This is a genomic window from Rhodococcus sp. 2H158 (assembly GCF_053764755.1).
In genome coordinates, this window is record NZ_JBSNCE010000016.1 from 124,127 (window position 1) to 144,989 (window position 20,863).

Annotated in this window: 20 protein-coding genes; 11 read left to right on the forward strand and 9 right to left on the reverse strand. The window is 71.6% G+C overall.

The features are described from left to right. Positions 1 to 5: 5 nt before the first annotated feature. The 9 genes from ACWPOB_RS17400 to ACWPOB_RS17440 all read left to right on the forward strand — a co-directional run bounded on the left by ACWPOB_RS17400 (position 6) and on the right by ACWPOB_RS17440 (position 9,276). Positions 6 to 1,712: an AMP-binding protein gene (locus tag ACWPOB_RS17400; RefSeq protein WP_455401595.1), complete on the forward strand. Its 1,707-nt coding sequence runs from the start codon at positions 6 to 8 to the stop codon at positions 1,710 to 1,712. Between the two features lie 3 nt (positions 1,713 to 1,715). Beyond that, complete coding sequence (locus ACWPOB_RS17405) at positions 1,716 to 2,588, forward strand: SDR family NAD(P)-dependent oxidoreductase (RefSeq protein ID WP_455401596.1); 873 nt, start codon at positions 1,716 to 1,718, stop codon at positions 2,586 to 2,588. Further along, the gene (locus tag ACWPOB_RS17410; protein ID WP_455401597.1) at positions 2,585 to 3,469 is read left to right on the forward strand and encodes an LLM class F420-dependent oxidoreductase; all 885 of its coding nucleotides are present in this window, start codon (positions 2,585 to 2,587) and stop codon (positions 3,467 to 3,469) included. Before ACWPOB_RS17405 ends, ACWPOB_RS17410 begins: the two co-directional genes overlap by 4 nt. Positions 3,470 to 3,570: 101 nt before the next feature. Next, positions 3,571 to 4,737 (forward strand): acyl-CoA dehydrogenase family protein, encoded by a 1,167-nt coding sequence (locus tag ACWPOB_RS17415; protein WP_100057466.1) that lies wholly within the window; start codon positions 3,571 to 3,573, stop codon positions 4,735 to 4,737. Next, positions 4,734 to 5,717, forward strand: a complete 984-nt coding sequence (locus ACWPOB_RS17420; protein ID WP_455401598.1) for a bifunctional MaoC family dehydratase N-terminal/OB-fold nucleic acid binding domain-containing protein — start codon at positions 4,734 to 4,736, stop codon at positions 5,715 to 5,717. Before ACWPOB_RS17415 ends, ACWPOB_RS17420 begins: the two co-directional genes overlap by 4 nt. Then, the gene (locus ACWPOB_RS17425) at positions 5,718 to 6,830 is read left to right on the forward strand and encodes an acyl-CoA dehydrogenase family protein (protein WP_455401599.1); all 1,113 of its coding nucleotides are present in this window, start codon (positions 5,718 to 5,720) and stop codon (positions 6,828 to 6,830) included. Continuing rightward, a complete protein-coding gene (locus ACWPOB_RS17430; RefSeq protein ID WP_455401600.1) occupies positions 6,827 to 7,267 on the forward strand; it encodes a MaoC family dehydratase in 441 nt (146 codons plus the stop codon). Before ACWPOB_RS17425 ends, ACWPOB_RS17430 begins: the two co-directional genes overlap by 4 nt. Next, positions 7,267 to 8,445 carry a lipid-transfer protein gene (locus ACWPOB_RS17435; protein ID WP_455401601.1) on the forward strand — a complete coding sequence of 393 codons (1,179 nt, stop codon included), beginning with the start codon at positions 7,267 to 7,269 and terminating at the stop codon, positions 8,443 to 8,445. The genes ACWPOB_RS17430 and ACWPOB_RS17435 overlap by 1 nt, the downstream gene beginning before the upstream one ends. Before the next feature lie 18 nt (positions 8,446 to 8,463). Beyond that, entirely contained in the window at positions 8,464 to 9,276 is an 813-nt protein-coding gene (locus ACWPOB_RS17440; RefSeq protein WP_100057471.1) for a MaoC/PaaZ C-terminal domain-containing protein, read from the forward strand. 35 nt (positions 9,277 to 9,311) lie between these two features. On the opposite strand, the gene ACWPOB_RS17445 is transcribed toward ACWPOB_RS17440, so the two are convergent. Continuing rightward, positions 9,312 to 10,088, reverse strand: coding sequence for an SDR family oxidoreductase (locus tag ACWPOB_RS17445; protein ID WP_455401602.1), 777 nt, complete (start codon positions 10,086 to 10,088; stop codon positions 9,312 to 9,314). Between the two features lie 170 nt (positions 10,089 to 10,258). On the opposite strand from ACWPOB_RS17445, the gene ACWPOB_RS17450 reads away from it, so the two are divergent. Continuing rightward, positions 10,259 to 11,020 (forward strand): SDR family NAD(P)-dependent oxidoreductase, encoded by a 762-nt coding sequence (locus ACWPOB_RS17450; RefSeq protein WP_100057472.1) that lies wholly within the window; start codon positions 10,259 to 10,261, stop codon positions 11,018 to 11,020. Between the two features lie 63 nt (positions 11,021 to 11,083). On the opposite strand, the gene ACWPOB_RS17455 is transcribed toward ACWPOB_RS17450, so the two are convergent. The 5 genes from ACWPOB_RS17455 to ACWPOB_RS17475 all read right to left on the reverse strand — a co-directional run bounded on the left by ACWPOB_RS17455 (position 11,084) and on the right by ACWPOB_RS17475 (position 15,969). Further along, positions 11,084 to 11,920, reverse strand: a complete 837-nt coding sequence (locus ACWPOB_RS17455) for a mycofactocin-coupled SDR family oxidoreductase (RefSeq protein ID WP_455401603.1) — start codon at positions 11,918 to 11,920, stop codon at positions 11,084 to 11,086. Positions 11,921 to 12,027: 107 nt separating this feature from the next. Continuing rightward, complete coding sequence (locus ACWPOB_RS17460; protein WP_100059198.1) at positions 12,028 to 12,396, reverse strand: hypothetical protein; 369 nt, start codon at positions 12,394 to 12,396, stop codon at positions 12,028 to 12,030. Positions 12,397 to 12,475: 79 nt separating this feature from the next. Beyond that, a complete protein-coding gene (locus ACWPOB_RS17465) occupies positions 12,476 to 13,801 on the reverse strand; it encodes a glutamine synthetase family protein (RefSeq protein ID WP_455401619.1) in 1,326 nt (441 codons plus the stop codon). Positions 13,802 to 13,990: 189 nt separating this feature from the next. Next, positions 13,991 to 15,007, reverse strand: a complete 1,017-nt coding sequence (locus ACWPOB_RS17470) for an agmatine deiminase family protein (RefSeq protein ID WP_455401604.1) — start codon at positions 15,005 to 15,007, stop codon at positions 13,991 to 13,993. Then, a complete protein-coding gene (locus ACWPOB_RS17475; RefSeq protein WP_455401605.1) occupies positions 15,004 to 15,969 on the reverse strand; it encodes a nitrilase-related carbon-nitrogen hydrolase in 966 nt (321 codons plus the stop codon). The genes ACWPOB_RS17470 and ACWPOB_RS17475 overlap by 4 nt, the downstream gene beginning before the upstream one ends. Before the next feature lie 107 nt (positions 15,970 to 16,076). Between ACWPOB_RS17475 and ACWPOB_RS17480 the strand changes: the two genes are divergently transcribed. Then, the gene (locus tag ACWPOB_RS17480; protein ID WP_455401606.1) at positions 16,077 to 16,688 is read left to right on the forward strand and encodes a TetR/AcrR family transcriptional regulator C-terminal domain-containing protein; all 612 of its coding nucleotides are present in this window, start codon (positions 16,077 to 16,079) and stop codon (positions 16,686 to 16,688) included. Between the two features lie 43 nt (positions 16,689 to 16,731). Here ACWPOB_RS17480 and ACWPOB_RS17485 read toward each other — a convergent pair whose 3' ends face one another. The 3 genes from ACWPOB_RS17485 to ACWPOB_RS17495 all read right to left on the reverse strand — a co-directional run bounded on the left by ACWPOB_RS17485 (position 16,732) and on the right by ACWPOB_RS17495 (position 20,720). Next, complete coding sequence (locus ACWPOB_RS17485) at positions 16,732 to 18,318, reverse strand: APC family permease (RefSeq protein ID WP_455401607.1); 1,587 nt, start codon at positions 18,316 to 18,318, stop codon at positions 16,732 to 16,734. A gap of 7 nt (positions 18,319 to 18,325) precedes the next feature. Then, a complete protein-coding gene (locus ACWPOB_RS17490; RefSeq protein WP_455401608.1) occupies positions 18,326 to 19,216 on the reverse strand; it encodes a universal stress protein in 891 nt (296 codons plus the stop codon). 76 nt (positions 19,217 to 19,292) lie between these two features. Next, complete coding sequence (locus tag ACWPOB_RS17495; protein WP_455401609.1) at positions 19,293 to 20,720, reverse strand: gamma-aminobutyraldehyde dehydrogenase; 1,428 nt, start codon at positions 20,718 to 20,720, stop codon at positions 19,293 to 19,295. Between the last annotated feature and the right edge of the window lie 143 nt (positions 20,721 to 20,863).

A 20,863-nucleotide genomic window follows, 5' to 3' on the forward strand; every position in this document is an offset into this window, starting at 1 on the left:
CCGCGATGACGAGCACCGTGAACACCGGCACCGCCGTGACGAAGGAGGCCGGCGTGCAGCGCGCCACGATCGCCGAGATGCTGCTCGACCGGGTCGGGGACGACCGGCCCGGCGTGCGGACCCGGGACCGGGACTGGACCTGGGACGCCGTGGTGCGCGAGAGCGCGGCCCGCGGCGAGCTGGCCCGCGCGCTGCGCACCGACGGCCCGTTCCACATCGGCATTCTCCTCGACAACGTTCCCGACTTCCTGTTCTGGCTCGGCGGGGCCGCGCTGGCCGGCGCGACGGTCGCCGGCATCAATCCCACGCGGGGAGCGGCCGAGCTCGAGGCGGAGGTCCGCTACGTCGACTGCCAGCTCGTCGTCACCGACACCGCCGGGATGGCGAAGCTGCGCGGCCTCGATCTCGGTCTCGCCGAGGACCGCTTCCTGCTGATCGACGACCCGGGGTACGCCGCGCGGATCGACGCGCACCGGGTGGAGCCGGCGATCGCCGCCGGGGTCGACGAGCACAGCCTGTTCCTGTTGCTCTTCACCTCCGGCACCACCGGAATGTCGAAGGCCGTCAAGTGTTCTCAGGGTCGGCTGGCCCGGCTGGCGTACGCGAACACCGCCAAGTACGGCCACCACCGCGACGACGTCGACTACTGCTGCATGCCGCTGTTCCACGGCAACGCGCTCATGGCGCTGTGGGCGCCGGCCCTGGCCAACGGTGCGACGGTGTGCCTGACCCGCAAATTCTCCGCGTCCGGGTTCCTGCCCGACGTGAAGTTCTTCGGCGCGACGTTCTTCACCTACGTCGGCAAGGCCCTGGCGTACCTGATGGCCACGCCGGAGCAGCCCGACGACGCCGACAACCGCCTCGAACGGGGCTTCGGCACCGAGGCCTCGCCGGAGGACAAGGCCGAGTTCGTGCGCCGGTTCGGCGCGGTGCTGTACGAGGGGTACGGCTCGAGCGAGGGCGCTGGTTCGGTCCGGCTGGATCCGGCGGCGCCGGAGGGCGCGCTCGGCCGGCCCGCGCACGCCGGGATCGCGGTGGTGAATCCTGACACGTTCGCCGAGTGCGCCCGCGCGGTGCTCGACGAGCACGGCCGGGTGCTCAACCCGGACGAGGCGATCGGCGAGATGATCAACAAGGAGGGCGCCCGCGCCTTCGAGGGCTACTACAAGAACGACGTCGCCGACGCCGAGCGGATCCGCAACGGGTGGTACTGGACCGGCGACCTCGGTTACGTCGACGAGGCCGGCTTCATCTACTTCGCGGGACGCAAGGGCGACTGGATCCGGGTCGACGGCGAGAACACCTCGGCGCTGATGATCGAGCGGGTCCTGCGCCGGCACCCGAAGGTCGTGACCACCGGTGTCTACGCGGTGCCGGACCCGCGGTCGGGCGATCAGGTGATGGCGTCGATCGAGGTCGCCTCGCTCACCGACTTCGACCCGGCCGAGTTCGCCGAATTCCTCACCGGCCAAGCCGATCTCGGTTCGAAGGCGATTCCCCGGTTCGTGCGGGTGTCGACGAACCTGCCGGTGACCGGCTCGAACAAGGTCCTCAAGCGCGAGCTGCAGGCGCAGCGCTGGCACACCACCGAGCCCGTGTACCGGTGGGTGGGACGCGGCGCGCCGGAGTACACCGCGATGAGCGAGGCCGACAAGGCCGCCCTGGACGAGGAATTCGCCGCACACGGCCGGCAGCGGCTGCTGAGCGTGTAGTCGATGCCCGGCACCCGCGTCGCCCTCGTCACGGGCGCCAGCCGCGGCATCGGACGCGAGACCGCCCTCGCGTTCGCCCGTGCGGGCTTCGACGTCGCCGTCACCGCCCGCACGGTCCGCGAGGGCCAGGGCGCCGTGCCGCCCCGCAGCCGCCGCGACGGCGACGAACCCATCGCCGTGCCCGGCAGCCTCGAGACCACCACCGCGGAGATCGAGGCACTGGGAGTGCGGGCGCTGCCCGTCCCGATGGACCTGCTCGACGTCGACTCCGTGCGGGCCGCGGGCCGCCGCGTGCTGGACGTGTGGGGCCGGATCGACGTGCTCGTCAACAACGCCTACGCACAGACGAGCGGCAACATGGACCGGCTCCTCGACATCGATCTCGCCGACGCCGCCGCCATGGTCGAGGGCAACTACCTGCATCAGCTGGCGCTGATCCAGACGGTGCTGCCGGCCATGCTCGCCCGCGGCGGCGGCGTCGTGATCGACCTGGTGTCCGGGTCGGCCGCGATCGATCCGCCCGCGCCGCCGGGGGAGGGCGGCTGGGGCCTGTCGTACGCGGCGTCGAAGGCTGCGTTCGCGCGGATCGCCGGGATGATCAACGCCGAGTACCGCGCCCGCGGCGTCCGGGCGTTCAACCTCAGTCCGGGTTTCGTCGTCACCGAGTCGGGGCGGGCCCGGGGCGGCACCCGCGCGGTGGAGGACGCCGGGTTCGACGCGGTGCCGGCCACGGTGCCCGCCGACGCCGCGGTGTGGCTGGCGACCGCGCCCGACGCGGACCGGTTGCTGGGCAAGGTCGTATGGGCGCCGACGCTGATCGAGAGGATGCCCGCTTCCGCGGTGGAGCGGCGGAACGAGAGGACGGACGTCACGTGAAGCTGGGTGTGGTGGTGCCGGTCGAGCTGGACCAGAGCGGGGAACCCGAGTGGATCCTCGAATTCGCCCGCGCTGCCGAGAAACTGGGGTTCGACGAGATCTCCGCCGTCGAGCATTCCGTCGTCGTCGCGAACACGGGCAGCGCGTACCCGTATGCGCCGACCGGCAAGTCGCACCTGCCCGACAACTGCGAGCTGCCCGACCCGCTCGAGCTGCTGTCGTTCGTCGCCGGTGCCACTACCGATCTCGGGCTCGCGACCGGGGTGCTGGTGCTGCCCAACCATCATCCCGTGGTGCTGGCCAAGCGCCTGGCCACCCTCGACCGGCTCGCCCGCGGCCGGGTGCGGATCTGCCTGGGACTGGGCTGGATGCGGGAGGAGATCGAGGCGTGCGGCGGCGACTTCGACCGTCGCGGGAAGATCGCCGACGAGGCGATCGCGGTGATGCGCGCCCTGTGGGCCGGCACCGGCCCGGCCGGAGTGGACTTCGACGGCGAGTTCTTCACGTTCCGCGGCGCCCACAGCTGGCCGAAGCCGCACCGCGGGACCGGGGTGCCGCTGTACATCGGTGGGCACAGCGCGGCCGCCGCGCGGCGGGCCGGCCGGCTCGGCGACGGGTTCCAGCCGCTCGGCCTGGCGGGGGAGGACCTCGACCGCGCGATCGGGCAGATGCGCCGCGCCGCCGAGGCGGCGGGCCGCGATCCCGGCACCGTCGAGCTGGTCCTGGGGGCGACCCTGCCGCGCCTGGACGAGGCGCGGATGGACCGGGCCCGGAAGCTGGGCGCGGGCCGGATGGTGCTGTCGGCCTCGCCGAAGGCCGGGTCGCTGAACCAGGTCGTCGACGAGATGGCCGCCTGCGCCGAACGCCTCGGCCGGGTCTGACGCCGGGCCGGTTCCCGCTGGCCGAGATGCGCCGCCCGGCCGACGGCAACGCTGACTAGCGTCCGAGGTCACAACGACATTCGGTCGCTAGGAGAATCGCGATGGATCTGAAGGAATCCCCGGAGCAGGTCGCGCTCAGGAAGGAGCTGCGCGCCTACTTCGCGTCGCTGCTGCCGGAGGACAAGCGCCGCCGCGCCGGTGAGCAGGGGGTGGGCGGCGAGCACTTCCGTGAGGTCGTCACGCTGCTCGGCAAGGACGGCTGGCTGGGGATCGGCTGGCCCACGGAGTACGGCGGGCAGGGCCGCTCCATCGAGGAGCAGTTCGTCTTCTTCGACGAGGTGCAGCGGGCGGGCCTGCCCTTCCCGTTCGTCACCGTCAACACCGTCGGGCCGACCCTGATGAAATACGGCACGCAGGAACAGAAGGACCGCTTCCTGCCCGGCATCCTCTCCGGCGACATCGTCTTCGCCATCGGCTACACCGAACCGGAAGCCGGCACCGACCTGGCGTCGCTGAAGACCCGCGCGGTGCGCGACGGCGACGAGTGGGTGGTCGACGGCAACAAGATCTTCACCTCGGGCGCGAACACGGCCGACTACGTGTGGCTCGCGTGCCGCACCGACCCGGACGTCCCGAAGCACAAGGGCATCTCGATCCTCATCGTGCCGACCGACGCGCCCGGGTTCTCGTGGTCGCCGATCCACACCGTCGGTGGTCTCTCGGTCACCGCCACCTACTACAGCGGTATCCGAATCCCGGACCGGGACGTCGTCGGCGAGATCGGCGGCGGCTGGCCGCTGATCACCGCGCAGCTCAACCACGAACGCATCGGCCTCGCCGCGATCGGCGGCCGCACCTACGGGCTGTGGCAGCAGGTGCTGGACTGGGCGAAGGAGAACGGCGCCATCGAGATTCCTTGGGTACAGCAGGAATTCGCCCGCACCCACGCCAAGCTCGAGGCGATGCGGCTGCTGAACTGGAAGATGACCGCCGCCGTCGCGGCCGACACCCTCTCCGGTGCCGACGCGGGCGCGACCAAGGTGTACGGCACGGAGACGCACGTCGACGTGTACCGGACGCTGCTGGGCATCCTCGGGGCCGCCGGCCGGATCCGCCCCGAGTCGCCGGGGGCCGTGCTCGCCGGACAGATCGAGCAGATCTCCCGTCAGGGCATGGTCAACACGTTCGGCGGCGGTGTCAACGAGGTCCTGCGCGACATGGTCGGCACGATGGGCCTGGGCCTGGTGCGGGAGAAGAGGGTCAAGTGAGCGAACTGCTGACCAGGCTGAGGGCGTTCGAGGGGCATACCCTGACGCCGACGACGTGGGGCCCGGACGCGGTCAACACCCCGATGATCCGGCACTGGGTCGAGACGATGGGCGACACCAGCCCGATCTACCTCGACGACGACGCCGCCCGCGCCACCGGCCGCACCGGCGCCGTCGCGCCCGCGCTCATGACGCAGGTGTGGACGATGCGCACCTTCACCGACAAGATGGCGAACAACGACCCGTCGCCGGTGTGGACCGACCTGATCGCCACGCTCGACGACGCCGGCTTCACGTCCGTCGTCGCGACGGACTCGGACTTCGAGTTCTTCGTCGAACTGCGCCCCGGCGAACGGGTTTCGCTCACCGAGGTGATCGAATCGATCTCCGAGGAGAAGAAGACCGGGCTCGGCGCGGGACACTTCGTGGCCACCCTCAAGACGTACCGCAACGGGGACGGCGAGGTCGTCGCCACCCAGCGCTGGCGCACCCTGCGCTTCCGGCCGAAGGACACGGCGCCGCCGAAGCCGAAGCCCGAGAGCGGGCCCGGCTCGGAATCCGCCGCCCCGAAGGGCCTGCGCCCGCGTCCGGCGATCAACGCCGACAACGCCTTCTGGTTCGAAGCGGCCAGGGAGCACCGCCTGGTGATCCAGCGCTGCGTGGCGTGCGGCACGTTGCGGCATCCGACCGGGCCGATGTGCGGGCGGTGCCGCTCCCTCGAATGGGACACCGTCGACGCGTCGGGCCGCGGCACCGTCTACAGCTTCGTCGTCAACCACCACCCGCGGATCCCCGGGTTCGAGTACCCGCTCGTCGTCGCGACGATCGAACTCGAGGAGGGCACCCGGCTGATCGCGAACATGACCGGTGTCGAACCGCACGCGGTCGAGATCGGCATGGCGGTGGAACTGGACTGGATCGACGCCGACCCGGAGTTGACGCTGCCCGCGTTCCGGCCGGCCGCACGGGAGGATTCGTAGATGGATTTCAACTTCAGCGAAGAGCAGGAAGCGATTCGCGGCCTCGCGCACGAGGTCTTCACCGGCAAGGCCGGCATCGATCGGGTCAAGCAGGTCGAGCTGAGCGACGAGCGCCTCGACCGGGAGCTGTGGCGGGAGCTCGCCACCACCGGTCTGCTCGGCGTCGCGCTGCCGGAAGACCTCGGCGGCGGTGGGCTCGGCCTGGCGGAGCTGTACGTCCTGCTCGAGCAGCAGGGCCGGCACGTGGCCCCGGTGCCGATCTGGCAGTCGGTGCTCGCCGCGCTCGCCGTCGCCGAGTTCGGCACCGACGACCAGCGCGCCGCGCTGGTGCCGGGTGTCGCCGACGGCAGCCGGTTCCTGACGATCGGTCTCGAGGAGTTCGGCCCCTACGTCCCCGGTGACGCGCAGACCACCGCCACGGAGGCCGGTGGCCGGTGGACCCTGACCGGCGCGAAGGCCGTCGTCCCGGTCACCCACGTCGCGTCCCGCGCGATCGTCTCGGCGACCACGCCGGCCGGTGCCGCGCTGTTCGTCGTCGATCTCGCCGGCGCGGGCGTCTCCGTCGAGCAGACGCACTCGACCACCTGGGAGATCTGCGGCAACGTCACGTTCGACTCGGCTCCCGCGGAGCTGCTCGGGCCCCCCGACGGCACCGCCGCGCAGTGGCTGCTCGACCGCGTCGAGCTCGCGCTCGCCGCGATCCAGCTCGGTGTCGGCTCGGGTGCCGTCCAGCAGGCCGTCACCTACCTCAACGGGCGCATGCAGTTCGGACGTCCGCTCGCGACGTTCCAGGCCGTGGGCCACCAGCTGGCCGACTGCTACATCGATCTCGAGGCGATGCGCGTGACGCTGTGGCAGGCCGCGTGGCTGCTCGCCGAGCGACAGGACCCCGGCACCTCGGTGCTCGTCGCGAAGTGGTGGGCCACCGACGGCGGCCAGCGCGTGGTGCACCGCACCACGCACGTGCACGGCGGCATGGGCGTCGACACCGACTATCCGGTGCATCGGCACCTGTTGTGGGGCAAGCAGATCGGCGCCACCCTCGGTGGCTCCGCGTCGGATCTGGCGCGCCTGGGCGCCCAGCTCGCCGCCGGTGTCGAGGTGGTCGCGTGACCGTCACCGTGTCCACGGGCCGCAGCTACGACGACATCGAGATCGGCGAGGTGCTGCCCGAACTCGCGATCCCGCTCACCCGCACGCTGATCGTCGCGACGGCGCTCGCGACCCGCGACTTTCAGGACGTGCACCACGACCCCGAGCTGGCGCGCGAGCGCGGATCCAAGGACGTGTTCATGAACATCCTCACCAGCAACGGGCTGGCGGGACGGTTCGTGACGGACTGGGCCGGCCCCTTCGCGACGGTGCGCCGCGTGCAGATCCGTCTCGGCGCCCCGAACTACCCGGGCGACACCATGACCATGACCGGCCAGGTGGTCTCGAAGGAGAACGGCCTCGTCGAGGTGAAGATCCAGGGGGCGAACAGCCTCGGCAACCACCTCTCCGGAACCGTCACCGTCGCGTACCCCTCGAGCGAAGGGAAGGACGCCTGATGGCTGTCAGCCCGCTCTCGGGTGCCGCCGCGATCGTCGGCATCGGCGCCACCGAGTTCTCCAAGAAGTCCGGCCGCTCCGAGCTGCAGCTCGCGTGCGAGGCCGTCGTCGCGGCGCTGGCCGACGCCGGCATCGACCCGTCCGAGGTCGACGGACTGGCCACCTACACGATGGAGACCAACGGCGAGATCCTCGTCGCCCGCAACTGCGGGCTCGGGGAACTGAAGTTCTTCTCCCGCATCGGGTACGGCGGCGGCGCCGCCTGCGCGACGGTGCAGCAGGCCGCGATGGCCGTCGCGACGGGCGTCGCCGAGGTCGTCGTGGTCTACCGCGCGTTCAACGAACGTTCCGGTATCCGGTTCGGTCTCGGCCAGCACGACCGGCCGATGGATTCGACCGCCGACCGCGCGGCCTACGCATGGCTGACCCCGCAGGGGCTGGCGACTCCCGCTCAATGGGTCGCGATGTTCGCCCGCCGGTACATGCACCAGTACGGTGCCACGAGTGAGGATTTCGGCCGGGTCGCCGTCGTCGCCCGTAAGCACGCCGCGAACAACCCGGCCGCGTGGTTCCACGGCAAGCCCATCACGCTCGAGGACCATCAGAACTCGCGGTGGATCGCCGAGCCGCTGCACCTGCTCGACTGCTGCCAGGAGACCGACGGCGGTCAGGCCCTCGTCGTCGTCTCGGCGGAACGCGCCCGGGACCTGCGGCACCGGCCCGTGCTCGTCAAGGGGGCCGCGCAGGGCTCCGGCAAGGACCAGCACATGATGACCAGCTACTACCGTCCGGACATCACCGGCATCCCTGAGATGGGACTGGTGGGCCGCCAACTCTACGGCCAGAGCGGACTGAGTCCGGACCACATCGACGCGGCGATCCTCTACGACCACTTCACCCCGCTGGTGCTGCCGCAGCTCGAGGAACTCGGCTTCTGTGGCGTCGGCGAGGCCAAGGACTTCGTCCGCGAGGGCAACCTCGAGATCGGTGGCCGGCTGCCGAGCAACACCCACGGCGGCCAGGTCGGCGAGGCGTATCTGCACGGTGTCAACGGCATCGCCGAGGCGGTCCGCCTGGTGCGCGGCACCTCCACCAATCAACCCGACGGCGTCGAGAACGTGATCGTCACGGCGGGAACCGCGGTTCCCACGTCCGGACTGATCCTCGGTGCCGCCTGATCCCGGAAGGATTCGACAATGACGGCAGTGGAGCAGAAGGCCGGCGCGTGGCGCGGAGCCGACCTCGGCACCCGCACGGTGTCCTACGACGAGCGCGACGCGATCCTCTACGCGCTCGCCGTCGGTGCCCAGCCCGCCACCGACCTGGACCTGGTGCTCGAGGACCGGCTGCGAGTGCTGCCGACGTTCGCGCTGACCCTGGCCCAGTGGGCACCGGACGAGCTGGGCTCGCGCGGCGCGTTCGACACGACGACGGCGCTGCACGGCTCGCAGGAGCTGACCGTGCTGGCCCCGCTGCCGCGTCGCGGTGAGGTGGAGCTGCGGGCGTCGGTGGGTGAGGTGTGGGACAAGGGGGCCGCGGCCGTGTTCGAGGTCCGCGTCGAGTGCGAGTACTTCGTCGCGACCTGGTCGATCTTCGCGCCCGGCGCGGGCGGTTTCGGGGGCGAGCGCGGCCCGTCGAAGCCCGGGGCGCCGCAGGGCGAGCCGGAGCTGACCGGGGAACTGGCCACGGCCGCGAACCAGGCCGCGCTCTACCGGCTCACCGGCGACCGGCACCACATCCACATCGATCCGGAGGCGGCCGCGCGGATCGGTCAGCCGCGCCCGATCATGCACGGGCTGTGCACCCTGGCGGCGGCGACCCTGCCCCTGGCCCGGCTCCTCGGGGCGCATCCGGCGGACCTGACCGAACTGCAGGGCCGCTTCGCGGCGCCGGTGTTCCCCGGCGACGTCGCCGAGCTGCGGGTGTGGGGCGGACGCGACGACGCCGTGTTCGAGGTGGCCGCGGACGGGCAGGCCGTGATCTCGGGGGCGCGCGCGTCGTTCGCGTGAGGTCGTGGGACGGCGCCCGGGCACCGGTCCACGCGTCACTTGCCGTGCAGGGCCATATAGCGGGCCGGGTACTCGCCGCCGCCGTGGACCGCCAGGTCGGCGCCGTTGACGTAGGACGCGAGGTCGCTGCCGAGGAACAGGCAGGCGCGCGCGATGTCCGACGGCACGGCCATCCGCTCCATCGGCAGGGTGCGGGTCACCGCTGCGCCGCCGTCGTCGCCGTAGACCGAGGCCGCGCCCTCGGTGCGGATCAGGCCGGTGGTGATGTGGTTGACCCGCACCTTCGGCGCCCATTCCAGGGCGAGGGCCTTGGTCAGGCCCAGCAGGCCGGCCTTCGCGGCGGTGTACGCGGCGGTGCCGGGCTGCGGATCGTGTGCCGAGACGCTGCCGATGTTGATGATCGAGCCGCCCTCGGGCCGCTCCTGCATCACCCGGTTGGCCGCCTGCGCCGCGTAGAACGGGGCGAGCAGGTTCAGCGCGACGATCTTCTCCACGAAGCGCGGGGAGACGGTGGCGGCGTCGGAGTCCGGCGACCCGCCGGCATTGTTGACCAGCACGTCGAGCCGGCCGAACCGGGCGATGGCGTCGTCGACCAGGGCGGCCACGTCGGCGGGGTCGCGCACGTCGACGGCCCGGAACGCCGCGCTCCGCCCGCCGGCCGAGGGCAGCGACCCGGGCTCGTTGCGGGCGCATACCAGGACGTCGGCGCCGGCGGCGAGGAAGTGTTCGGCGACGACGAAGCCGATGCCCTTGGTGCCGCCGGTGACGATCACGGCGCGACCGGTGTGGTCGACGGGATTGGGAAGGTGCACGTGGCTACCTTTCTGGAACTCGGGTCGGTTCGAGACTGCTTGCTGTCCCGCGCCTTTCGTGGACGCGAGCGGGAACCGACGTGGACAAGCAAGTGCTTGGTCAAGGATAGTGGACGGGACGCCTGGGACACCAGGACTTCCGATGCGGCGAGAGAACCGGAGCAGGAGACATGAGCAAGCTGGACGGCAAGGTCGCGCTCATCACGGGCGCGGGCCAGGGAATCGGACGGGGCATCGCCCTCGCGCTCGCCAAGGAGGGGGTGCACATCGCGGCCGCCGGTCGCACCGAATCCAAGGTGGTCGCGACGGCCGAGGCGATCGAGGAATTCGGCGGCAAGGCGCTGGCGCTGCGCTGCGACGTCAGCAGCGCCGACGACGTCGACGCGGCGGTGCAGCGCACCGTGGCGCACTTCGGCGGTGTGGACATCCTGGTCAACAACGCCAACGACTGCCGGCCCGGCCCGCTGCTGTCGTTCACCGACGCCGAGTACGAGCGGTCCTTCGCCACCGGCCCGCTCGCGACGCTGCGGCTGATGCGGGCCTGCTACCCGGTGATGAAGGAGCGCGGGGGCGGCTCGATCGTCAACCTCGTCACGTCGGCGGCGGTCCGCTGGGACGCGAGCAACTACGGCGTCTACGGGTCGATCAAGGAGGGCATGCGGTCGCTGACCCGCGCCGCGGCCTGCGAGTGGGGCGTCGACGGGATCCGCGTCAACGCCATCGCACCGCACGCGATGTCGCCCGGACTCGAGGCCTGGATGGCCCGGAACCCGGAGGAGGCGGAGGCGTTCCGCGCGGGAATCCCGTTGCGCCGCATCGGCGACCCCGAGACCGACATCGGGCGGGCGGTGGTCTTCCTCGTCGGCGAGGACGCGGGATACCTCACCGGCGCGACGATCCCCCTCGACGGCGGCCAGTCTCGCTGGGGCTGACGCCCCCGGTGCGTCCTTTGGGCTGCCCTGGCGGCCCAAAGGACGCACCGGCGCCGCAGGCGCCTATCCGGTTACCCGCCCGGCGTTGCCGGCGTCGACCGGCAGCACGGTGCCGCTGATGTGGGCGCTGGCCTCCGCGGCGAAGAACAGCACCACGCGGGTGATCTCCGCCGGTTCGAGCCACGGCACCGGCTGCGCGTGCAGGCTCTGGAAGATCGGGGCCACGTCGTCGGCGCCGGGATGCTCGAGATCCGGGCGCATCAGGCCGTAGAGGAAGTCGTTGTGGATCATCGGTGTCGAGATGTTCCCGGGGGCAATCGCATTCACCGTGACACCGTGCGGCGCCAGATCCAGCGCGGCGCTCTTGGTCAGGCCGATCACGCCCCACTTCGATGCGCTGTACGCCGCCATGTTGGTGTTGCCCGCGCGGCCGAGCATCGACGAGATCGTCACGATCCGCCCGTAGCCGCGCTCGACCATGCCGGGCGCCACCGCCCCGACGGTGTTGAAGACACCGGTCAGATTCGAGCCGATCGCCTCCGCCCACTGCGCCTCGGTCATCGCCTGGATCGGGGCGGCCACCGACACGCCCGCGTTCGCCACCGCGATGTCGATCCGGCCGAACTCGGCGTGCGCCTGCGCCACGAGTTCGTCCATCGCCGGGCGGTCCGCGGTGTCCAGCTTCGCGGTCAGGCACCGGCGCCCGGTGGCGCGCACCGCCTCCGCGGTCTCCGCCAGATCCGCCTCCGTGGCCAGCGGGTACGGCACCACCGGGCTGTCGGCGCACCGGTCGCACAGCACGATGTCGGCGCCGCGCTCGGCCAGCGCCACCGCGTGGCTGCGGCCCTGGCCCCGCGCCCCGCCCGTGATCAGCGCGACCCGGCCCTCGAACTCACTCATCGAATCCACTCCTGTCCTCCTCGGTCAGCAGGTCGATGCTCCTGCCCCGGCGGGCCCGCAGGGGTGCGGCGATCCCGCTCAGCGGGAAAAGGGCAGGCCGCGGGCCGTCACGCCACCGCTGCGGCGGGCACCAGCGCGGCGCCCAGGCCGGACGGCGCGTAGTTCGGCCGGTACGACGGCTGGGGCCGGTTTCCCGAGACGAGCAGCGCGACGACGACGAACGCGATCGCCAGCACGAGCGCGAGCGCGCCGACGATCGACCAGAAATCCGGCCGCAACGACCGTCGGCGGGGTTCGTCGCCGTAGGTGAGCCGCTTGACGCGCCGGACCTCGGCGGCGGGCGGGGCGGAGTGGGCGGCCGCTGCGCGCCGGGACGCCGGCGGGCGGACCGGCTCCGCCGCGGAATCGCCCGGCGTGAGCACCTGTGCGATGGGCTGTGTGATCGCCTGGGGGTCCACCGACTCGAGGTTGTGCATGGCCGTCCGTTCTCTCCATTGCCGACGGCCGTGAATCGCCGATTCGGAGAGGACCGTTACCGTGATCTTCGCGACACGGTCAGTCGGTCCACGCGAAGCGGAACCGTTCCGCGAGTTCGGCGGGCGGCCGCGAGCGGTACTTCCCGAACTCGTAGCGTTTCACGGCGAGCAGGGCCTCCATGATCGACGGTCCGAACAGGCGCTGCGCGAGCTGGGAGGACCCGAGCGCGGCGAGCACGCCGTCGGGGTCCGTCGGCAGGACGCGGACCCCGAGTTCGGCGCGTTCGGCATCGGTCATCCGGCCCGGATCGACCGGGATCTCCGGCGGAACCGGGAGTGCGTCGGTGAGACCGGCGTGGGCCGCCCCGAGGATCGCCGCGCCGGCGAGGTAGGGGTTGGCCGACGGGTCCACGGGCTTGACCTCGAGGTGGGCGCCGTAGGGGCTCCCGGGCGTGAGCGCGCACAGCCGCAGCGCGGCTTCACGGTTCTCGAGCCCCCAGCAGCACCACGCGCCGGACCACATGCCCGGCTGCAGCCGCAGATGCGAGAGCACGGACCCGGTGAGGACCGCCCCGAACTCGGGCAGCGCGCGCAGGATGCCGGCGACGACGCTGCCGCCCGCCGCAGTCACCCCGTGCGGGCCGTCGCCGCCGGACAGGAGCGGCCGCCCCTCGCGGGTGAAGGACACGTGGACGTGGGCCCCGTTCCCCGCCCCGCCGACGACGGGGACGGGGGAGAACGACGCACGCAGACCGTGCTGCCGGGCGGTGCGACTGATCAGGATGCGTGCGAGCACCAGGTCGTCGACCGACTCCACGGGGGCTGCCGGAGACAGGGAGAGTTCGAACTGCTGCGCGCCCGCCTCGGCGTGGATCTGTTCGATGCCCAGACCCGCGTGCGCGGCCGCGCGCAACAGGTCCGCGACGAACGGGTCCCGCCCGAGGGCGGCACCGAGACCGTATGCGGACCATTCGCTGCGCCCGCCCTCGAAGAGCGTGAACTCGATCTCGTGCCCTGCCCGGGCCTGCACGCCGGCCGCGGCGAGCTCCTCGACGACGCGTTCGAGCGCTCCGCGCGTGCACAACGGTGACCGCGTCCCGTCCTGCTCGTACAGGCCGGCGGGTGCCCACTGGACGCCGTCCCCGACGGGCCGGAGCCGGTCGCGGTCGATCCGCAGCCGGAGATCGCCCGTCACCGACAGCGACGGTGTGAACGCCAGATGGTCGTCGGCACAGAAGACCGCCCAGCTCGGCGACGCGCCCGCGCCCGACTCGACGAACGACGTAAGCCGGTGCCCGGGAAACACCTTCGCCCGCGAGATGCCGGTCGAATCGACGATCGAGCCGACGATGCGTTCCTCGCGGGCGCGTTCGCCCGTCACAGGGGCGAAGCGTTCCTCCGTCACGGCGTCGAAGCGTTCCTCCGTCACGGGGTCGAAGCGTTCCTCCGTCACAGGGACCTCCCGCACGCGCCGTCGGCCACCGGCGGCATCGCGGGGCACGAGGACGCCGGGCACGAGGACACAGTAGAGGCGAGGGCGGGTCACGGGAACCGTCTTCGCCGACACAGGACCGTGCCGGCGAAGACGGGCTCGTCACCGCGGCTGATGCTGGGTGATGCAGTGGATGCCGCCGCCGCGGCGGAAGAGCGGCCGCGCGTCCACTCCCACGACGCGACGGCCGGGATACGCGGCCGCCAGGATCTCCGCGGCCTCGTCGTCGGCAGGGTCGCCGAAGCGGCAGGCGATCACCCCACCGTTGACGACGTAATGGTTGATGTAGCTGTAGTCCACCCAGCCCTCGTCGTCGCGGACCGTCGCCGGGGCCGGCACCCGGACGATGCGCCACGGCTCGCCGCGCACGTCCGTCGTGCGCTGCAGCCGGTCGACGATCAGCGCGGTGACGCCGAAATCCGGGTGGTCCCGGTTGCGCTGGTCGTGGACGAGGACCACACCCGGGGACGCGATCGCGGCGACGATGTCGACGTGACCGCGGGTGCCGTAGCGCTCCTGGTCCCGTGTCAGCCCGCGCGGGAGCCAGATCGCGCAGGTCGCGCCGATGGTGCGCCGCAGTTCCGCCTCGACCGCGGCCTTGTCGAGGTGCGGGTTGCGCCCGGGGTCGAGCTGGACGGTCTCGGTGAGCAGGACGGTGCCGAGACCGTCCACCTGCATGCCACCGCCCTCGTTGACGAGTGTCGACGCGACCCGTTCCACGCCGGCCCGCTCGAGGACGAACGACGCGATCCGGGCGTCGTGGTCCCACCGGGCCCAGTCCTGCGCGCCCCAGCCGTTGAACACCCAGTCGACCCCGCCGCACCGGCCGTCGTCGCCGAGGACGAAGGTCGGCCCGATGTCGCGCATCCAGGCGTCGTTCAGCGGGGCCTCGACGAGTTCCACGTCGCGGGACAGGTACCGGCGGGCCGCGTCGACCTGGCCGGGATCGGCCACCACGGTGACCGGTTCGAACTCGGCGACGGCATGCGCGACCGCGGCCCACGTGGCGCGGGCCTCGTGGTGTTCCTCCGCGGTGTCGCCCAGTGAGTATCCCTCGGTGGGGAAGGCCATCCACGTGCGCTCGTGCGGTTCGCTCTCCGCGGGCATGCGCCAGGTCATCGCGTGGCTCCGAAGGGTGCGTGCGCGTCCACCGGTGCGGTCAGCGAGCCGTAGGTGTCCGGGCGGCGGGTGGTCAGGAACGGGAACAGCGACAACCAGTCCCGGCGCTGCGCGAGGTCGAGATCGGCCACCAGCACGGCGGATTCGTCGCGCGGCGCCTGCACCAGGATGCGCCCGTAGGGATCGGAGACGAACGAGGAGCCGTAGAAGGTGATGGCTCCCTCGCAGCCGTGCCGGTTCGGCACGATCATGAAGGTGCCGTTGGCGATGCCGTTTCCGACGATCACCTGCTGCCACAGCGGGCGGGTGTCGAACTCGGGGTGGTCGGGCTCGGAGCCGATCGCCGTCGGGTAGACGAGGATCTCGGCCCCGGCGAGCGAGTACGCTCGCGCCACCTCCGGGAACCACTCGTCCCAGCAGGTCGGCATGCCGATGCGGGCGCCGTCGAGGCCGTCGGGGGTGTGGACGGGATACGGGTCGCCGGCCGGACCGCCCCGGAAGTAGGTGTCCTCGTAGTATCCGGCGGTCACGGGGATGTGCAGTTTCCGGGTCCGGGCCACCGGTTCGCCGGCGGGGGAGACGAGGACGGCGGTGTTGTAGCCGAGGCCGTCGGGTGCGTCGGCGCGTTCGTAGAGGGACGCGTGTACGAACACACCGTGGGCGGACGCGGCGGCCGCGGCGAAGGCGACGGTCGGGCCGGTCCGCAGGTCCTCGGCGGTCCGGGCGGCGTCGGCGCCGCCGGGTGTGTCGGCCGGGTAGCGGCTCAACGTGAGTTCGGGCAGGAACACGACGCGCGCGCCGAGTCCGGCGGCGCGGGCGATGCCCTCGGTGAGTTCGGCGTGCAACGCCCGTTCGTCGTCGTGCCAGCGGTGCTGAACCAGTCCGACGCGCAGCGGTGGCCGATCGGGGGCGTCGACCCGGCACAGCGAGTCGGGCGGCGTGGTGGCGGTGATGGTGAGCATGGGAAGTCCTCGGCTCGATCCGGGGGATAAAACGAATTTGATTCGTTAAGTATGGTGGACGAGCGCGTCCCGGGCAAGAGCCCACGACGATTTCGAGGAGTTTTCGTATGCCACGACCGCCGAAGCGGCTGCTGTCGCCCGAAATCATCACGGACGCAGCGATTCACATGGTGGACACGGCGGGCGACTTCACCATGCCGGGATTGGCCGAGCGGCTGAAGGTGCGGCCGTCGTCGCTGTACAACCACGTGTCGGGACGCGCCGAGATCGTCGAGGCCATGCGGGCGCGCATCATGTCCACCATCGTCGTGGGCGAACCGGCCGGCGACTGGTCCGAGACGGTCGCCGCCCTCGCCCGCGAGTACCGTCGCGCCTACGCCGCGCATCCGCGGCTGATCCCGTTGTTCACCGCGCAGACCGTGCAGTCGCCGGTCGCGTTCGGGCTCTACAACGCTCTGGCGCAGGCCTTCACGGATGCCGGATTCACGCCCGCGCAGGTGCTGCATGCCATCACCACCGTGGACAGCTTCGTCCTCGGCTCGGCGCTCGACCTCGCCGCGCCCGAGGTGGTGTGGGCGAACGTCCCCGAAACCGGCGACGCGATGCGCGCCGCACTGCAGACCGCCTGCCCGAATCCGCAACGGGCCGACGCCGCCTTCGAATTCGGCCTGCGCGCACTGGTGGCCGGCCTGGTCGTACAGACGCCGGCCGGGGCCTGAACGGCCCGGCCGGCGTCGGCGCGGTGGTCGGTGCGGTCCGGGTTCAACCGCGGTCGGTGGTGAACACGTCCGTCTCCCCGGTGAGCGCGGCGGTGCTGCGTGTGAGGGTCTCCCCGCGGAAGAACTGCGGATTGCGCACCCGCATCACCAGCATCAGGACCGCGCCGAGCAGCAGGATGCCGAAGCCGAGGAAGAACACCAGCCCGACGCCGCCGATCTCGGCGCCGCTGCCGTTGTCGGGATTCATGCTCTCGCCCACCGAGATCGCGAAGACGGCGGCGAGCATGATCCCGCCCGACAGGGGGAAGACGAACCGGAACACGGCGTTGCGGGCACTGGTGAACAGACGTCCGCGGAAGTACCACACGCACGCGAACGCGGTGATCCCGTAGTACCAGCAGATCATGATGCCCAGCGCCGCGATGGTGTCGAGCAGGGTGCGTTCGGACAGGAACGTCACGCCGGCGTAGAACACCGCGGTGACGACCCCCGCGACGACCGTCGCGTACGACGGCACCAGAAAGCGGGGATGCACCGCGGCCAGTCGGCGCGGGAACGCGCCGTAGGCACCCATCGCGAGCATCGTCCGCGCCGCCGGCAGGAAGGTGGTCTGCAGGCTCGCCACCGACGAGACGAAGATGGCGAGGAAGAGCAGCAGGCCGCCCCACTGGCCCAGGACCGGGTCGGCGAGGGCGCCGAAGATGTTCTCGGAGTTGTCGGGATTGCCCAGCCCGAGACCCGTCGTACCGACACCGGCATACATCATCGCCGCGACCGACACCAGCAGGTAGGTCAGCAGGATCGTCGCCACGCACAACAGGCCGGCCCGGCCCGGGGTCTTCTTGGGGTCCCGGGACTCTTCCCCGAGGGTGAGGCACGTGTCCCATCCCCAGAACGCGAAGATCGAGCCGGTCACGCCGATCACGAAGGCGCCGATCGCAAGCCCGTGGAACGGGTCGAACCAGGCGGCGTCGAGCGACAGTCCGGCGGGCGCGTCGCCCGCGCCGACGTGCACGAGTGCCGCGACCGCGAACGCGAGCAGGAGCACCATCTGGAAGCCGACGAGCGCGTACTGGACGCGTTCGCTCGTGGTGATGCCGCGGCTCGCGATCCATGTCGAGATCGCGATGAACACCAGGGTCGTACCCACGTTGACGAACTTGTTCCCGGGAAGATCCGCGATCGCGGAGTCTCCGGTGATGCGGGCGAGGAACAGGTAGAAGAACTGGACGGCGATCGCGGCCAGGTTGGACAGCACGATGATCGTCGCGATCACCATGCCCCAGCCGCACATCCACCCGACATACGGGCCGAAGGCCTTCGTCGACCACGTGAACGACGCCCCGCAGTCCGGTGATTCGGAGTTGAGTTCGCGATAGGCGTACGCCGTGAGGAACATCGGGATGAACCCGGCGATGAAGATCGCCGGCATCTTCAGCCCGACGGCCGCGACGATCAGGCCGATGCTCGCCGTCAGCGTGTATCCCGGCGCGACGGACGAGATGCCCAGGACGGCGCCGGCGAACGTGCCGATCCTGCCGGCGGCCAGGCCCTTCGGCACGACGCCGTCGCCGGGGGTGAACACCGGGTCGGCCTCTCGAACCCGGGTGGGAGGAAGCGAATTCGTCATGGCGGGCCTACTCACTGTTCTCGGGGTCGTGTGCGGGAACGACGACCATGGGCACCGGAACGACCCGCAGCATCTTCGCTGCCGTCGAACCCAGGAAGAGCCGGTGCGGCTGGGCGAGCCGGCTCGAGCCGACCATCACCACGTCGCCGTCGCGCCACTCCAGCGTGGCCACCGCCGATTCGACGGTCGCACCGTCCGCGACGAGGGAGGCGACCGGGAAGTCGTCGGGGAGCTGGGCGCGTGCGGTGTCCAGGACGCACCGGGCATGTGCCCGCGCCGATTCGAGCACGTGCTCGTGGGACGGATGCGCGCCGCGCCCGACCCCGTGCGGATCGAACGCGACGAGCGAGACGAGCCGCAGCGGCGTGCGCATGTGCTCGCAGGCGCGCACCGCGGTCCGGAGCAGGACGTCCGCTCCGGTGCGGGTGCCGAGAGCGCACGTGACCTCGCGGATCCGGGGGGCGGCGGAGTGCCGGAATCCCCGCGGTGCCAGGGCCAGCGGCACGGGCGCGGAATGCAGCAGCTCGGACGACACCGTGCCGATGGAGTGCCGGCCGAGGAGCCCGTCGCCCGCGGCGCCGACGACGACGGCGCGGGCGCCGAGCCGCGCCACCTCGTCGAGCAGGCCCTGCGCGAAGGACTCGTGGAAGCTCAGGTGGGTGTGTGCCCGCACGTCGTCAGGCACCGTGGCCGCCGCCTGGGCGAGCCACGCTTCGCCCGTTCCGGCGAGGACGTCCTCGTACCCGGGCTCGGAGGGTGCCCGGGAGGGCACCGGGCGATCCGGGGGCAGGACCATACAGATGTCGAGTTCGGCGCCCAGGCTGCGGGCCAGCTGGACGCCGAGCGCCAGCCCGTCCGCGCCGCTGGGGGTGGCGAGGTATCCGACAACCAGTCTCATGGGATTCCGATCCGGTAGGGAAGCCGGAGCCGGGGGGGTGCCGGCTCCGGCGACGGCGCGGTGGGGCCGCGCAAGGTCAGTCGTGGGTGCTCATCACGTGCTTGATGCGGGTGTAGTCCTCGACGCTGTAGGCGGAGAGGTCCTTGCCGTAGCCGGAGTGCTTGAATCCGCCGTGGGGCATCTCCGCGACGAGCGGAATGTGGCAGTTGATCCACACCGCCCCGAAGTCCAGCGCGGCGGACAGGCGCTGGGTGCGCCCGTGGTCGCGGGTCCACACGCTCGCGGCGAGCCCGTAGCGGACGTCGTTGGCCAGGGCGACGGCCTCGTCCTCGGTGGCGAAGGACTGCACCGTCAGAATCGGGCCGAACGTCTCGTCCTGCACGATGGGGTCGTGCTGGTCCACGCCGGTGACGATCGTCGGCTCGAAGAAGAAGCCCTTCTCCCCGGCGCGCATGCCGCCGGTGACGATCGTCGCCGAGGCGGGCAGGGCGGCGATCTTGTCGGTGACGCGCTGGAAGTGCTGGGCGTTGTTGAGCGGGCCGTAGAAGGCGTCGGGGTCGTCGGGCCGGCCCGGTCGCAGCTGCTCGGCCTGGCGCGCCAGCGCGTCGACGAGGTCGTCGTGGATGGACTCGTGGACCAGTACCCGGGTGGCGGCCGTGCAGTCCTGGCCACCGTTGAAGAAGGCGGCCGCCGCGACGGCCTCGGCGGTCTTGGCCACGTCGGCGTCGTCGAACACCAGGACGGGGGCCTTGCCGCCGAGTTCGAGGTGGGCGCGCTTGAGCTGCCGGGCCGCGGAGACCGCCACCTCGATGCCCGCGCGGACCGAGCCGGTGATCGACACCAGGCCGAGCGCGGGATGGTCGACGAGGGCGGCCCCGGTGGCGGCGTTGCCGAGTACGACGTTGAAGACACCGTCGGGCAGGATGCCCTGGGTCAGGCGGGCCAGCACCAGCGTGCTGTCCGGGGTGGTGTCGCTGGGCTTGAGCACGATCGTGTTGCCGGCGGCGAGCGCGGGACCGATCTTCCACAGCGCCATCATCAGCGGGTAGTTCCACGGCGTGACCTGGCCGACCACACCGATCGGCTCGCGCCGCACGTAGGAGGTGTGGCCCTCCATGTACTCGCCGGCCGCCTTGCCCTCGAGCAGGCGGGCCGCGCCGGCGAAGAAGCGCAGCTGATCCGCGCCGACCTTGACCTCCTCGTCCGCGATCATGGACTTCGGCTGGCCGGTGTTGCGGCACTCGGCCTCGACGAGTTCGTCGCAGTGCTCCTCGAGGGCGTCGGCGAGCTTCAGCAGCGCCGTCTGGCGTTCCTTGGGGGTGGTCCTGCCCCAGCTCCGGAACGCGCGCTGCGCGGCCGCCACCGCGGCGTCGACGTCGGTGTCGGTCGACACCGGGATCGAGCCCACGAGGGACTCGTCGACCGGGTCGATCAGCGGCAGGGATTCCGTGGCCGTCGAGGGCACGAACGCGCCGTCGATGTAGTTCTCGCGGATGTCGGTCATGGGGGGTCCTCTCGGAAGCCTGCCCGGCCGGGTGGGAGGGGCAGGGATCTCTGGTGATCAGTGTGGGCCGCGCCGCGGGTGCCCGGCCAGGGGTCCGGCGGCGGGGTGGGAGCGCAAGCTCGGAAGCCGGCGGCGCCGCCGGA

Bases quoted from the DNA above. Each gene is read 5' to 3' on its own strand.
- ACWPOB_RS17435 (WP_455401601.1), top strand. From the start codon at position 7,267: ATGGCTGTCAGCCCGCTCTCGGGTGCCGCCGCGATCGTCGGCATCGGC.
- ACWPOB_RS17495 (WP_455401609.1), bottom strand. From the start codon at position 20,720: ATGACCGACATCCGCGAGAACTACATCGACGGCGCGTTCGTGCCCTCG.
- ACWPOB_RS17440 (WP_100057471.1), top strand. From the start codon at position 8,464: ATGACGGCAGTGGAGCAGAAGGCCGGCGCGTGGCGCGGAGCCGACCTC.
- ACWPOB_RS17400 (WP_455401595.1), top strand. From the start codon at position 6: ATGACGAGCACCGTGAACACCGGCACCGCCGTGACGAAGGAGGCCGGC.
- ACWPOB_RS17460 (WP_100059198.1), bottom strand. From the start codon at position 12,396: ATGCACAACCTCGAGTCGGTGGACCCCCAGGCGATCACACAGCCCATC.
- ACWPOB_RS17490 (WP_455401608.1), bottom strand. From the start codon at position 19,216: ATGAGACTGGTTGTCGGATACCTCGCCACCCCCAGCGGCGCGGACGGG.
- ACWPOB_RS17405 (WP_455401596.1), top strand. From the start codon at position 1,716: ATGCCCGGCACCCGCGTCGCCCTCGTCACGGGCGCCAGCCGCGGCATC.
- ACWPOB_RS17485 (WP_455401607.1), bottom strand. From the start codon at position 18,318: ATGACGAATTCGCTTCCTCCCACCCGGGTTCGAGAGGCCGACCCGGTG.
- ACWPOB_RS17455 (WP_455401603.1), bottom strand. From the start codon at position 11,920: ATGAGTGAGTTCGAGGGCCGGGTCGCGCTGATCACGGGCGGGGCGCGG.
- ACWPOB_RS17475 (WP_455401605.1), bottom strand. From the start codon at position 15,969: ATGCTCACCATCACCGCCACCACGCCGCCCGACTCGCTGTGCCGGGTC.
- ACWPOB_RS17470 (WP_455401604.1), bottom strand. From the start codon at position 15,007: ATGACCTGGCGCATGCCCGCGGAGAGCGAACCGCACGAGCGCACGTGG.
- ACWPOB_RS17425 (WP_455401599.1), top strand. From the start codon at position 5,718: ATGGATTTCAACTTCAGCGAAGAGCAGGAAGCGATTCGCGGCCTCGCG.
- ACWPOB_RS17415 (WP_100057466.1), top strand. From the start codon at position 3,571: ATGGATCTGAAGGAATCCCCGGAGCAGGTCGCGCTCAGGAAGGAGCTG.
- ACWPOB_RS17480 (WP_455401606.1), top strand. From the start codon at position 16,077: ATGCCACGACCGCCGAAGCGGCTGCTGTCGCCCGAAATCATCACGGAC.
- ACWPOB_RS17450 (WP_100057472.1), top strand. From the start codon at position 10,259: ATGAGCAAGCTGGACGGCAAGGTCGCGCTCATCACGGGCGCGGGCCAG.